Source organism: Nostoc sp. T09 (genome assembly GCF_002154695.1).
Classification (GTDB): domain Bacteria; phylum Cyanobacteriota; class Cyanobacteriia; order Cyanobacteriales; family Nostocaceae; genus Aulosira.
The window spans coordinates 233197-246433 of the sequence record NZ_MTAV01000002.1 but is presented as its reverse complement, the minus strand read 5'-3'; the positions used below and the strand labels follow the sequence as shown (position 1 = coordinate 246433).

Genomic DNA, 13237 nt, shown 5'->3' with positions numbered 1-13237 from the left:
TAATTTTGGCTTTTAAGTTTGGCAAGGATCGCCGTACTTTGGTTTCCAAAGTTGAGCGAACAAATGCTATTTACAATTAGCAGCAATCTTTTGTTTTTTCAATTACCTCTGGTACAGGATCGTAACCACCAGGATGAAATGGATGACAACGCAAGATGCGCCGAATACCCATCCACGTACCGCGCCAAGGGCCAAATCGTTCAATTGCTTGCATGGTATACATCGAACAAGTGGGCTGAAAGCGGCAAGTTGGCGGAAATAACGGCGAGATAAACATTCGGTAGCCCCGAATCAGCCAAATCAATATTAGTTTCATAGCAGCTACTAAATCTAATAAAGTAGTAATAGGGAACCAAATTTTCTTTCTAGTACTATTTTTGGTGAATAACTTTTCTGCTTTAGACTCAATTTCTCCTTTATGGCTACAAATTGCGATCGTTGCGGTTTGGGTGTTATTCATTTTAGCGATCGCTTGGGGAGTTAATCGTTTCGCCCATAAAGATCCAGAAATTGTCCGCAAGATAGTTCATATTGGCACTGGCAATGTGATTTTGCTGGCTTGGTGGTTAAATATTCCAGCAAGTATAGGCATTACAGCTTCAATTTTAGCCAGCGCGGCCACCTTATTGTCTTATCGCTTTCCGATTCTCCCTGGTATTAATAGTGTGGGTCGTCAAAGTTTCGGAACATTTTTTTACTCTGTCAGTTTCGGTATTCTAGTTGCCTGCTTCTGGTACTTGCAACAACCCCAGTACGCAGCATTGGGAATTTTGGTAATGACATGGGGAGATGGATTAGCAGCTTTAATTGGTCAACGCTTTGGTAAACATAAGTATAAAGTTTTTGGCTCGCAAAAAAGCTGGGAAGGTTCTTTGACGATGGCCCTTGTTAGTTGTCTCGTCAGTTTTTTAGTTTTGGTCGGTGTGCAAGGAAATATTTGGCAAGCTTCGGTAGTAGCCTTAGTAGTGGCAGTGGTAGCTACTGCTTTAGAAGCTTTTTCGTTTCTAGGTATTGATAATTTGACTGTTCCTTTAGGTAGTGCGGCCTTAGCATTTTTCTTAATTGAGCGACTTCCACTTAATTAAAAGGGTAATGGGACATAAACTGGTTAAGAATTATTAATCAATACTGCCTAAGCCGCAAGAAGTAGGGAATGTAATCATTACTTTTTTGTTACAAAATATAAACCTACTCTTGTTAGATTGTAGGAATACTAAGAAAGAAATGTCATGGAAATTTAATAATTAGCCCATTGGAGAAATTTTTTTTTAGGTGGGTTGATTTGTCTTGCTAATTTTCTGTAAAACAAATCACAGATTTACAACTGAATAGAGCATATAACATAGCTACATTTATCACCAAAGAGAGATTAGATTCAGGGATAAATCATTTTAGATAGGAAACAAATATAATTCTTTCCTGTTATAAATTTTAAAATGACCTTTTTTAATTATTCACAACCGCCTTTGTGCCGCAAACAGCCAACTAAAGCAATTCAAGAACTGGAAGGGCTTTGGTATGTGAACTGGGAAATCGGGAAAATTCGACTTTACTCAACTTTTTACACTCGTGTCGATCAAGCTTGCATCCTTTGGAGTTTGCTTCTGTTACCAATATTTGTGACTGCGCAATTTCTGCCCATTAGTTGGAGTTTACAAGCTACCTTATGGTCCATACTTAGTGGTATCGGCACTATAGCAATGGTAAGTTGGACTAGTTACTGGGTAAAGGTAAGACAAGTTAGATGGGTGCTATTTTGCTGGGTAATTCTGATGTTATTAGGAGTAGTTTTAACGAATTTAAGCATTTACTTAGGCTGGGCTAATATCTTATTAAATCTATGCCCATTATGGTTAGGGCTAAGCACAGTTGGATATATTTGTACTGGTTTAGGAGTGCGATCGCGTGCCCTAATTTTTATAGGAATACTTCATTTACTATTAATTTTCATTTTGCCTTATATCGCCCCTTGGCAGTTTCTCATTACTGGCAGTTTTATGGCTTTATGCTTATTATTATTAGCTGAATTTCAGTGGGATGGTTTATAGTTTTGACGACATCAATACTTAAGTATTGCCAACCAAATAATATCCAAATAATTTGCTCTTCATCCAGATACCCGACTTCTTTAAGAAGTCGGGTATCTAAATCTATAAATAGTTTATTTTAAATTTTTAAATACATTAGATAGGTTGGCGATGTTGCTTGACGATAATTGAAGTACAAAGCAGACATCAGCATAACTGTAGAGATAGAGGGCTAGCTTAACAAAATTACTGAGGTTTGACAAGTATACCAGTAGCCTATTTTTCAGTAATATCAAGAGATTAAAATTACTATTAGCTGTTTTACTAAGTATAAAAAAATGAGATTTAGAGAATGGGCGACGAAAGTAATGCTGATTTTTCTATTGTTCGCCACTCTAATTTTGGTGCTGTTTGCTGGGAAAGCAACACAATCACAGGACAATACAGCCGCATCTAATCCAGAGGTGATAGCCTGGAGTGATTATCCTAAGGCAAAATTACAAATAGCAAAAAATCCGAGTGCTGAATCTCAGGATGTTCTTAAATCGCAAGTTAAAAAGAGTCAGCCGAGTCCGTCTATAGCGCCGAGTCAGCCTGTAGCAAGGTATTATCGCACTACTGAGGCTTTTAAGAGATACAGACCTCCGTATGAAATCACACACGTAGATCCAAGTAACTATGGAGAACGGTATGCCAAAGATATTAATGGTCTACCTGTACGCAATCAGCCAATTGTAGTACTACATGAAACTAGTAATTCTGCATCTAGCGCTATTAATTTTTTTCAAACATCTCATGATAATGAAAATATCCAAGCGAGTTATCACACCTTAATTAAGCTAGATGGGACAGTGGTTTATCTCATTCCACCAGAAAAACGCGCCTTTGGTGCAGGTAATTCGGTGTTTGATGGGCCTAATGGTTCTGAAACTGTGAAGACTAACCCCAATTTGCCACCGTCTGTGAATAACTTTGCTTATCACGTTTCTTTAGAAACACCGCCAGAGGCTTGGGGAGATAAGCAAGCAAAAAATCATACTGGCTACACAGAGGCTCAATATCATTCTCTGGCTTGGTTAATAGCTCAAAGTCAAGTTCCTGACGATCGCATTACTACCCATAAAGCTGTAGACCGATCGCGTCAAAAAGTTGACCCAATAAATTTTGATTTTGATAAATTCTTCGAGTTACTTCATAACTATCGCCAACCTCCGCGGGGAATTCAGTGATTTCGCGTCAGTTGTTAATTGTCAGTGGTCAGTTGTTTTGGCTAATGACCACTGACACCAAACGGCGGGGCGGTTATTTGCTAAAGCTATAAATTTGCTGAGTTTCTAAGCGATCGCAAATTGCAGAAGGTAGCGTATCAGATTCAAAAGTCTGTCGATCTAGTTGGACTTGCAGATTACTTAGGGGATCGCTACCGGCAGAAATCAGAAATTCTAGCTTTTGGATGTAAGGCAAAGTTGCCAGATGGTCAAGAATTTGAAAGATTGCTTGCAGATAAGGATGACCTTGCTGCTGATACCAATCACAAGCAGCTACTTTTGGTTGATCAAAACCCAAATGTACTGTTAAGGAAGGCTTGTCGAATAAAGCGATCGCTAATGGCCGCGCTTCTTCTTGCAGCAATAAGTCGTGAGTTTTCGCTAAATGCCGTATTTTTTCTAAGCGTTCATAGCGTTGCGTCACCGATTGGGGATCGTCTTGCCAATGAATAGCTACTGTTACTAAATAAGTTTGCAGAAGCATATGACCTAGCTTTTTCGCCTTGGTTGCTAGGTAATAAGAATTGTAGTCATTGGCTTCAATCAATAATGGCACGCGATCGACTACTTCCAAACTATAGCCCTTGACTCCGGCAATTTTGCGGGGATTATTCGTAATCAGGCGAATCTTTTTCACGCCCAAATCCATGAGCATTTGCGCTCCCATACCATAATCTCGCAGGTCAGCGGCAAATCCCAAACGCTCATTTGCCTCGACTGTATCTAGACCCATATCTTGTAAGGAATAGGCTTTTAGCTTGTTAATCAACCCAATTCCCCGTCCTTCTTGACGTAGGTAGACTACGACACCTTGGCCAGCACTCTCAATCATTTTCAGTGCTGCTTGCAGCTGCATCCGACAATCGCAGCGTAAAGAACCCAAAGCATCACCAGTTAAGCATTCTGAATGCATCCGCACCATAACTTCTTCATCTTTGAAGCTAGCGGGATCGCCCTTGACAATGGCAACGTGTTCAGAATTATCTAAGGTATGGCGGTAAGCGTAGATTTTGAAGTGACCGAACTGGGTGGGTAAATCGGCAATGCTTTCGCGAGTAACTAAGCGATCGTGCTGGAGACGATAACTGATTAAATCAGCAATACTAATAATTTTGAGATTGTGACTTTGAGCATACTCGATTAACTGGGGCAATCGCGCCATTGAACCATCAGGGTTTTGAATTTCACAAATTACCCCTGCCGGATATAACCCTGCTAATCGAGATAAGTCTACAGCTGCTTCTGTATGTCCCGCCCGTTTGAGTACGCCTCCAGCCTTAGCTCGAATCGGGAAAATATGTCCGGGACGACGTAAATCTAAAGGCTTTGTCGCTGGATTGAGAGTCACCTGGATAGTACGAGCGCGGTCTTCGGCTGAGATCCCGGTACTTACACCCAAATGTGGTCCAGCATCAATGCTGACGGTAAAAGCTGTCTGGTTAGTGTCTGTAATATTGCTCACCATTAATGGTAAGTCCAGTTCATCTAGGCGATCGCCTGTCATAGCCAGACAAATTAGCCCTCTTGCTTCCACCGCCATGAAATTTATCATGTCGGGTGTGGCAAATTGGGCAGCACAAATCAAGTCGCCTTCATTTTCTCGATTTTCGTCATCTACCACGACGATGACACGACCAGCTTTCAAATCTGCTAGAGCCGCGTCAATGGAATCAAACTTAAAAGATGAGCTAGCGCTGTTAGGAGCCGACGCTGCGGCAACGGTTTCCGATTCAGGCGACTGCTGAAAGGCTTTCTCTACTTGAGGAGCCACCCCAGCGCTCTGGTCGCTAGAGTTTAGGGGAGTGGCTTGCGACTGCCGTTTAGTCTTAGGCTTTGACACAGAGTATTTCCAGCTACCAAAAGTAAATTTTTTTAACAATTTCTTCTTTTAGATTGTAGCTCCTTTATAAGGCAGAGAAGTACACTAGCAATGATTTGATAACATGCCAAAAATTTCTGCCCTAAAATTGAGGTTTATTACTCAAGTGCAGCAGTAAGGCGCACAGAGCAAGAGTATACTTTCAAGCTCTGCTGCTTTAAAAGGTTTGGGATTGCCTAAATATGCTAGTTTCACAATGTTTGATTCCCTATTTACTTAAGTCTGTGAGCAGGTGCTACTCCCGCCCTTGGGAAGAAAAAGCTAAAAAATTGACTTTTGGTGAGAGCATAGAATCTCATCGCAATTAAGTGCGGAGCCACCAATACCCCGGCTTAAGTCCGTGGCTAATTGTGCGTTACGCGTCTGGTCGCTGATATTTTGATAGCTAAGAACTAATTAAACAAAAGCGCATAAGGATTTGATCATCATGGGCAAAAATGGACGCGTACCCGTTGGGATTGTTGGCGCGTCAGGCTATGGCGGAGTACAGTTAGTACGACTACTGATGGATCATCCAGAAGTCGAACTAGTTTATTTAGGCGGTGAGAGCAGTGCGGGAAAATCCTTTGCGGATCTCTATCCCCATCTGGCTCATGCAGTTAACCTGCCAATAGAGGCGGTAGATGCAGAAATTATCGCCCAGCGCTGTGAAGCAGTGTTTCTTTCTCTACCAAATGGTCTGGCTTGCCAAATCACTCCAAAACTTATCGAAAAAGGATGTAAGGTACTAGATCTCAGTGCCGATTATCGATTTAATGATTTGGCAACCTATACCACTTGGTATGGCACAGAGAGAAGCGATCAAACAACTGCGGCTACAGCAGTATACGGATTACCAGAACTTTACCGCGATCGCATTACCGAAGCCCAGCTTGTCGGCTGTCCCGGCTGCTATCCCACAGCCAGTCTTTTAGCTCTTTCACCACTTTTAAAACAGGGTCTAATAGTGCCCGAAACCGCCATTATCGATGCTAAATCTGGTACATCTGGCGGGGGACGACAAGCTAAAATTAATATGCTTTTAGCTGAGGCAGACAACTCCCTCGCTGCATACGGAGTTGCCCGTCATCGTCATACCCCAGAAATTGAGCAGATTTGTAGCGATCTCGCAGGGCACGAAGTCACCATCCAATTTACACCGCATCTGATTCCGATGGTGCGGGGAATTTTAGCCACTGTATATGCCACACTGCGCGATCCCGGTCTCGTGCGAGACGATATGGTGACAATTTATAACGCTTTTTACCGCAACTCTCCTTGGGTGAAAGTCTGTGAAAGTGGCATTTACCCTCAAACAAAGTGGGCTAGCGGCAGTAATCTTTGCTACATCGGTATAGAAGTTGACCCGCGTACTGGTCGAATAATTGTCATGTCAGCAATCGACAACCTGATTAAAGGGCAGGCGGGTCAAGCAATTCAATGTTTAAATCTGATGATGGGTTGGGATGAAACCTTGGGGTTGCCCAAATTAGGATTTTATCCATAGTCAGTTCCGAGTGCTGAGTTCTAAGTAATTTTCTCGCTCAGCACTCAGTACTTACTTCGGTCCTAAACCCACTGCGCCGGCATAAAGGGCGCGATCGCCTAGTTCATGCTCAATGCGTAGCAAGCGATTGTATTTTGCTACTCGTTCACTACGACAAAGAGAACCAGTTTTAATTTGACCAGCACGGGTAGCTACAGCTAAATCCGCGATCGTTGTGTCTTCGGTCTCACCAGAACGATGGCTAATGACTGAGCGGAAACTATTGCGAGTCGCCAAGTCAATTGTTTGCAAAGTTTCCGTCAAAGAACCAATTTGATTGAGCTTAATCAAAATGGAATTACCAGCCTTTTGCTCAATCCCTTTTTGCAGGCGGTCAACATTAGTCACAAATAAGTCATCGCCTACCAACTGCACCCGCGAACCAAGCTTCTGGGTGAGCAATTGCCAATTTTCCCAATCTTCCTCATGCAAGCCATCTTCAATCGAAACAATGGGGTATTGGTCAACTAACTGCGCTAAATAATTAACAAATTCTGCGGGGGCGTGAGGTTTACCATCGTAAACATACTGTCCATCCTTGTAAAACTCACTAGCTGCCACATCCAAAGCTAAAGCAACTTGTTCTCCTGGCTGGTAACCAGCCTGTTCAATGGCAGCAACGAGTAATTCTAAAGCTACCTGATTGGACTCCAAGTTAGGGGCAAAGCCGCCTTCGTCTCCTACACCAGTCAGCAAACCCTTCTCATGTAATACCTCGCTCAGGGTAGTAAATACCTCCGCACCCCAGCGCAATGCTTCTTGGAAGGAAGATGCCCCAACTGGGACAATCATAAACTCTTGAAAATCTACGTTGTTAGCTGCGTGGGCACCACCGTTAATCACGTTCATCAACGGCACTGGCAACAAATTTGCTAAAGGCCCGCCCAAGTAGCGATATAAGGGAAGTCCTAGAGAATCAGCACCGGCTTTGGCTGCTGCTAGAGAAACCGCCAAAATTGCATTTGCACCCAAATGAGATTTGTTTGCAGAACCATCCAGGGCAATCATCGTGCGGTCTAGCAATTCTTGATTGAGGGCATCCAAGTTTAATAACTTCGGAGCAATGACCTCTTGGATGTTTTGCACCGCCTTGAGTACCCCCTTACCCCCGTAACGGCTTTTATCCTTATCCCGCAGTTCGTGCGCCTCAAAAGTACCAGTAGAGGCACCACTGGGAACCTGTGCCAGTCCCACAGCACCGTTGAGCAAATGTACTTCTGCTTCAACTGTAGGTCTACCCCGCGAGTCGAGAATTTCACGGGCAACAATCGCCTCAATGGCAGAATCTTGAATTGTACTCATGTGTGATTTATCCTTTGTTTCCTTTGTAGAACTGCGTTCTTAGAGTTGCTCGCATACAGTACAGTGGCTTAACCCAATGGCTAGCATAGGCTTTTAAGGGACGCTGTAGGCTGAGATTAAAGAATATTTCAACTCATTGCGTCAACTGATTTGCAATTTTGCATTTGTCACGAGTCAAGAGTCATTGGTCATTTGTCATTGGGCAAGAAGGCAATAGGTGAAGCAGTGCGTAGCGATAGCGAGGAACGAGCGTCACCCGAAGCGCAATAGTCATTCATTATTCCTCCCCCTGCCCCCTGCTCCTCTGCTTTTCTCCCTTCTCTTGTCCTTTCATTTCCCAGTTGCAAGTCTGTATCACCACTCCCAAATTAAAATCGGTAAAGAACCTATCAGGAGTTAATGATGCGCTTACTTCATACAATGCTACGGGTGGGCAATCTTGAAGAGTCCTTGAAATTCTACAGTGATGTCCTGGGAATGAAATTATTGCGTCGAAAAGATTATCCAGATGGAAAATTCACTCTAGCTTTTGTTGGCTATGGTGACGAAAGCGATCATACAGTCATAGAACTAACTTACAACTGGGGGGTGGAAAAGTACGAATTAGGTAATGCCTATGGTCATATTGCCCTTGGTGTTGATGATATATATGCCACCTGTGAAGAAATCAGAAATCGTGGCGGTAAGGTAGTGCGGGAACCAGGGCCAATGAAACACGGTTCTACGGTAATTGCATTTGTGGAAGATCCGGACGGATATAAGATTGAACTGATTCAATTGGGTACTCAAGGAATAGAGGCGAAACAGGAATCACAAAAATTGGTGACTCAGTAATCATCTTGAAATAATTCAGGTAAAACAGTTGAGTGCGAAGCAATGCCTGCGGCTAAAAGTTAATTTTCCTCCTTCATCTGATTTTCAGTCAATAGACTGGCTTACTCAGGCATTGCGATCGCTCACAATCATTGAGAAGTATTTTCTATTACTTAGTACTCTCAAAAAAGCCAATTTACTGGGTATCAATCAGAGTCAACCATAAATAGCTTTTTATTCAGCGATCTCCATGTCATCTATCTAGAACTAGAAGATTTATGTGTTAACAAGTTCATCTTTAGATTGTTTAACCAATCCGCTTTTAATGGCTTCTGAAAGCTGACTGAGTATTCAAAGCAGTAGCTATTGGTGAACAGCATACACTGTATGCGATAGCATGGCTTGTAGGAGGATGCCACAAAATAGGTAATGCGTTGCACTAGAATCAATTACCAAGTTTAAATTGCAACTCCAGATACACGCGAATACATGCCAATAATGTTTGGATATTTAATTAGGGAGTGAAAACTAGTTATGAAGTATGAACTATGAAGCAGCACAGTTTTAATTCTAAGCTAAGGCAATAACTGCATTGCTACATATTGGGCTTTTTGTGTGTTTATTCCTCCCCAATTGCCAATTTATACAATAAAATCACCCCATTTAGTACCAGTCAGAGAACTCTTCCAGCGGCTGTAAAATCTGAAGTCTCAACTCGAAAATTTTAAAGATGCAACCTACAGATCCCAATAAATTTACTGATAAAGCCTGGGAAGCAATTGTAAAATCTCAGGATATAGTCCGTGCCTATCAACAACAGCAGCTTGACGTAGAACATTTAATTATTGCCCTTTTAGAAGAACCTACTAGCCTAGCAATACGTATTCTTGCCAGATCTGAGGTCGATCCTATCCGCTTGCAACAGCAACTCGAAGCCTTTACCCAACGTCAACCCAAAGTTGGCAAAAGCGATCAGCTCTATCTTGGCCGGAGTTTAGACGTTCTGCTCGATCGCGCCGAAGAAAATAGAGTGCGGATGAAAGATGCCTATATCTCTGTGGAACATATACTCCTAGCCTTTGCTGAGGATGAACGGATTGGGCGGCGGGTCTTCAAAAGTTTGAATATAGATAATAGTAAGCTAGAGGCTGCAACCAAAACTGTACGCGGTAGCCAAAAGGTGACAGATCAAAATCCAGAGTCTCGCTATGAAGCTCTGCAAAAATTTGGCAGAGACTTGACAGAGCAGGCTAAAGCGGGCAAGCTTGACCCGGTAATTGGGCGAGATGATGAAATTCGCCGGGTAATTCAGGTACTATCTCGTCGTAGCAAAAATAACCCCGTCTTGATTGGCGAACCTGGGGTCGGTAAGACAGCGATCGCCGAAGCTTTAGCACAACGCATGGTCAACGGTGATGTTCCCGAATCGCTAAAAAACCGTCAGCTGATTTCTCTGGATATTGGTAGTTTAATTGCTGGAGCCAAATACCGAGGTGAGTTTGAAGACCGTATTAAAGCAGTTCTACGTGAAGTTACGGAATCAAATGGTCAGATAGTTTTATTTATTGACGAACTGCACACTGTAGTAGGTGCTGGTTCCAATCAGCAAGGATCAATGGATGCGGGAAATTTGCTCAAACCCATGCTGGCGCGGGGTGAGTTGCGCTGTATTGGGGCGACTACCCTAGATGAGTTCCGCAAACACATCGAGAAAGACGCAGCTTTAGAACGTCGTTTTCAGCAGGTATTTGTCGATCAACCCAGTGTAGAAAATACGATTTCGATTCTCCGAGGTTTAAAAGAACGTTACGAAGTTCATCACAACGTTAAAATTTCGGATTCAGCACTAGTAGCAGCAGCAACGCTGTCAGCACGTTACATTTCTGACCGCTTTTTGCCAGATAAAGCCATCGACTTAGTGGATGAAGCAGCAGCACAGCTGAAAATGGAGATTACCTCCAAACCAGCGGAACTGGAAACCATTGACCGCCGCCTGATGCAGCTAGAAATGGAAAAGCTGTCATTAGCTGGAGAAGACAAAGGTACGGCTCAAACCAAAGAACGTTTGCAGCGCATTGAGGAAGAAATTACCTCTTTAACAGTTAAACAGCAAAAATTCAACGACCAATGGCAAGGTGAAAAGCAGCTATTGGAAGCTATCAGTGCTTTAAAGAAAGAAGAAGATTCCTTACGGGTACAAATTGAGCAAGCAGAACGGGACTACGATCTCAACAAAGCTGCCCAATTGAAGTATGGCAAATTGGAGGGAGTCCAGCGCGATCGCGAAGCCAAAGAAGCGCAACTTTTAAAAATTCAAAGTACAGGTGCTACTCTGCTCAGAGAACAAGTCACAGAAGCCGATATTGCGGAAATTGTCGCCAAGTGGACAGGAATTCCTGTAAATCGCCTGATGGAATCGGAAAGGCAAAAACTGCTGCAACTAGAGCATCATTTGCATCAACGAGTTATTGGGCAACAAGAAGCGGTAACAGCAGTAGCGGCGGCCATTCGTCGTGCTAGGGCAGGGATGAAAGATCCCAACCGTCCTATCGGGTCATTTTTGTTCATGGGGCCTACAGGTGTAGGTAAAACCGAACTTGCTCGTGCTTTAGCGCAGTTTCTGTTTGATTCTGATGATGCGTTGGTGCGCTTGGATATGTCCGAGTATATGGAAAAACACTCGGTTTCCCGACTTGTGGGCGCGCCTCCAGGCTATGTTGGCTATGAAGAAGGAGGTCAACTTTCCGAGGTGGTTCGCCGTCATCCCTACTCCGTAGTGCTATTGGATGAAGTAGAAAAAGCTCACCCTGATGTATTCAATATTTTGCTGCAAGTATTGGATGATGGTAGAATTACTGATTCTCAAGGCAGAACAGTAGATTTTCGGAACACTGTGATTGTGATGACCAGTAACATCGGTAGCGAACACATCCTCGATATATCTGGTGATGACTCCAAGTATGAAATGATGCGGAATCGGGTAACAGAAGCTCTGCGATCGCACTTCCGCCCGGAATTTCTCAACCGTGTGGATGACATTATTCTCTTCCATACTCTCAGTCGTTCAGAAATGCGGCATATCATCCGCATTCAACTCAAGCGCGTTGAAAATCTACTCAAAGAGCAAAAAATCTTCTTTGATATTTCCGCATCTGCTTGTGACTACCTAGTGGAAACAGGCTATGACCCAGTTTATGGCGCACGTCCCCTGAAACGTGCAATTCAGCGGGAAATAGAAAACCCCCTTGCCACTAAGTTACTGGAGAACACCTTTATTTCTGGGGACACAATTCTCATTGACAAAGGTGAAACCGGGCTGACTTTTAGTAAAAAAGTGACAATGAAAATACCAGCAGCACAGGCGACTGTTCAGTTATTAGAACCTTCTGCTGATATTTAAGCGATTGTAGGGGCAAACAGCAAAAATTTATTTTTCCTATTTGCCACACAATAGCAATCCTCGATGATATGTGAAAATTCGCTCCTTCCAGATCCCCGACTTTTCAAAAAAGTCGGGGATCTAATTGTTTACTAATGATTGATGACTACTATAGGATTCATATTTGCAGACTGAAGTTCTGACTACGAAATTATGTCTGTGGGTTGTATAGGTACACCTTGCAAAAGATAATTAGATAACTCACAAAATCCCTCACCTTCACTAGCAGAAGTAACATAAGCTGGCTGATGCTGTAACTGATTTGCATACTCCAACACATTCGCTACACCCACAGACAAAGGAAAATAACGGCGATTAAATAAACTTTCATCATTGGGGCTATCGCCTACTGTAACCACCTGTTCTAATGAGTATTGAGGCCAGTATTCCTGCAATACCTGCAATAACCCAATAGCCTTATCTTGAGTTTGGGGTTTAATGTGGCATTGCACATTGCTATAAGTAAATCCCCATCCTATTTCTTGACAGAGATGATCTAGAGTTTGTAGTTCAGTAGGAGTTAATGAAGCTACGTCAAAAGTCCAGTCGGTGATGCGAAAACGATTATCGACAGATTCTTGGATTTGGGGAAATTTGGTTTGTAATTTCTCAAAAGCCGCCGCTAAATGCCGACGATGGCTGTCTAAGTCAGGAATGGGTGTTAAGGCTACTGGTTGATCGCTCCCAGACAGATAGAATAGACCTCCGTTTTCTGCCACAGCACCCACCACAGGCATGAAACTACTTAGTCCACTTACCCACCCGGCAGAACGTCCTGTAACAATTAGTACTTTAATTTCTGCTGCTGCTAAATTTTCTAAAGCTTGCAGCAATTTACTTGTAAATTTTCCTTTGCTGGTTAAAGTACCATCCATATCTGTAGCAACCAGCCGAATATTGTTCCAGCAACTTGAGTCAGCTTGAGACAGAGGTAAGGGATTTATAAAACCTTCACCAGCGAGGCTAAGGTGTCTGTACATATAC

11 protein-coding genes are annotated in these 13237 nt (G+C 43.0%); 7 read left to right on the top strand and 4 right to left on the bottom strand.

Going from position 1 to position 13237, the window contains the following annotated elements; genetic code table 11:
- Positions 1–76: 76 nt before the first annotated feature.
- The gene (gene yidD / locus BV372_RS01450; protein WP_086682111.1) at positions 77–316 is read right to left on the bottom strand and encodes a membrane protein insertion efficiency factor YidD; all 240 of its coding nucleotides are present in this window, start codon (positions 314–316) and stop codon (positions 77–79) included.
- 64 nt (positions 317–380) lie between these two features.
- Between yidD and BV372_RS01445 the strand changes: the two genes are divergently transcribed.
- The 3 genes from BV372_RS01445 to BV372_RS01435 all read left to right on the top strand — a co-directional run bounded on the left by BV372_RS01445 (position 381) and on the right by BV372_RS01435 (position 3256).
- Positions 381–1085 carry a diacylglycerol/polyprenol kinase family protein gene (locus BV372_RS01445; protein ID WP_373270732.1) on the top strand — a complete coding sequence of 235 codons (705 nt, stop codon included), beginning with the start codon at positions 381–383 and terminating at the stop codon, positions 1083–1085.
- Between the two features lie 351 nt (positions 1086–1436).
- Positions 1437–2048 (top strand): hypothetical protein, encoded by a 612-nt coding sequence (locus tag BV372_RS01440; protein ID WP_086682104.1) that lies wholly within the window; start codon positions 1437–1439, stop codon positions 2046–2048.
- 317 nt (positions 2049–2365) lie between these two features.
- Positions 2366–3256, top strand: a complete 891-nt coding sequence (locus BV372_RS01435; protein WP_086682101.1) for an N-acetylmuramoyl-L-alanine amidase — start codon at positions 2366–2368, stop codon at positions 3254–3256.
- Between the two features lie 73 nt (positions 3257–3329).
- Here BV372_RS01435 and ribBA read toward each other — a convergent pair whose 3' ends face one another.
- Positions 3330–5135 carry a bifunctional 3,4-dihydroxy-2-butanone-4-phosphate synthase/GTP cyclohydrolase II gene (ribBA, locus tag BV372_RS01430; RefSeq protein WP_086682098.1) on the bottom strand — a complete coding sequence of 602 codons (1806 nt, stop codon included), beginning with the start codon at positions 5133–5135 and terminating at the stop codon, positions 3330–3332.
- A gap of 466 nt (positions 5136–5601) precedes the next feature.
- Here ribBA and argC point away from each other — a divergent pair, with 466 nt between their 5' ends.
- Complete coding sequence (argC, locus tag BV372_RS01425; RefSeq protein WP_086682095.1) at positions 5602–6660, top strand: N-acetyl-gamma-glutamyl-phosphate reductase; 1059 nt, start codon at positions 5602–5604, stop codon at positions 6658–6660.
- Between the two features lie 51 nt (positions 6661–6711).
- Here argC and eno read toward each other — a convergent pair whose 3' ends face one another.
- On the bottom strand, positions 6712–8001 hold the full coding sequence (eno, locus tag BV372_RS01420) for a phosphopyruvate hydratase (RefSeq protein WP_086682092.1): 1290 nt from the start codon (positions 7999–8001) through the stop codon (positions 6712–6714).
- 402 nt (positions 8002–8403) lie between these two features.
- Here eno and gloA point away from each other — a divergent pair, with 402 nt between their 5' ends.
- The 3 genes from gloA to clpB all read left to right on the top strand — a co-directional run bounded on the left by gloA (position 8404) and on the right by clpB (position 12214).
- On the top strand, positions 8404–8835 hold the full coding sequence (gloA, locus tag BV372_RS01415; RefSeq protein WP_086682479.1) for a lactoylglutathione lyase: 432 nt from the start codon (positions 8404–8406) through the stop codon (positions 8833–8835).
- A gap of 28 nt (positions 8836–8863) precedes the next feature.
- A complete protein-coding gene (locus tag BV372_RS35845; protein ID WP_179197938.1) occupies positions 8864–9040 on the top strand; it encodes a hypothetical protein in 177 nt (58 codons plus the stop codon).
- 504 nt (positions 9041–9544) lie between these two features.
- Positions 9545–12214, top strand: a complete 2670-nt coding sequence (clpB, locus tag BV372_RS01410; protein WP_086682088.1) for an ATP-dependent chaperone ClpB — start codon at positions 9545–9547, stop codon at positions 12212–12214.
- Positions 12215–12396: 182 nt separating this feature from the next.
- Here the strand turns inward: clpB and BV372_RS01405 are convergent, their stop codons facing one another.
- Positions 12397–13233, bottom strand: coding sequence for an HAD family hydrolase (locus BV372_RS01405; RefSeq protein ID WP_086682086.1), 837 nt, complete (start codon positions 13231–13233; stop codon positions 12397–12399).
- Between the last annotated feature and the right edge of the window lie 4 nt (positions 13234–13237).

Bases quoted from the DNA above. Each gene is read 5' to 3' on its own strand.
- clpB (WP_086682088.1), top strand. From the start codon at position 9,545: ATGCAACCTACAGATCCCAATAAATTTACTGATAAAGCCTGGGAAGCA.
- BV372_RS01405 (WP_086682086.1), bottom strand. From the start codon at position 13,233: ATGTACAGACACCTTAGCCTCGCTGGTGAAGGTTTTATAAATCCCTTA.
- gloA (WP_086682479.1), top strand. From the start codon at position 8,404: ATGCGCTTACTTCATACAATGCTACGGGTGGGCAATCTTGAAGAGTCC.
- yidD (WP_086682111.1), bottom strand. From the start codon at position 316: ATGAAACTAATATTGATTTGGCTGATTCGGGGCTACCGAATGTTTATC.
- BV372_RS01440 (WP_086682104.1), top strand. From the start codon at position 1,437: ATGACCTTTTTTAATTATTCACAACCGCCTTTGTGCCGCAAACAGCCA.
- eno (WP_086682092.1), bottom strand. From the start codon at position 8,001: ATGAGTACAATTCAAGATTCTGCCATTGAGGCGATTGTTGCCCGTGAA.
- argC (WP_086682095.1), top strand. From the start codon at position 5,602: ATGGGCAAAAATGGACGCGTACCCGTTGGGATTGTTGGCGCGTCAGGC.
- BV372_RS01435 (WP_086682101.1), top strand. From the start codon at position 2,366: ATGAGATTTAGAGAATGGGCGACGAAAGTAATGCTGATTTTTCTATTG.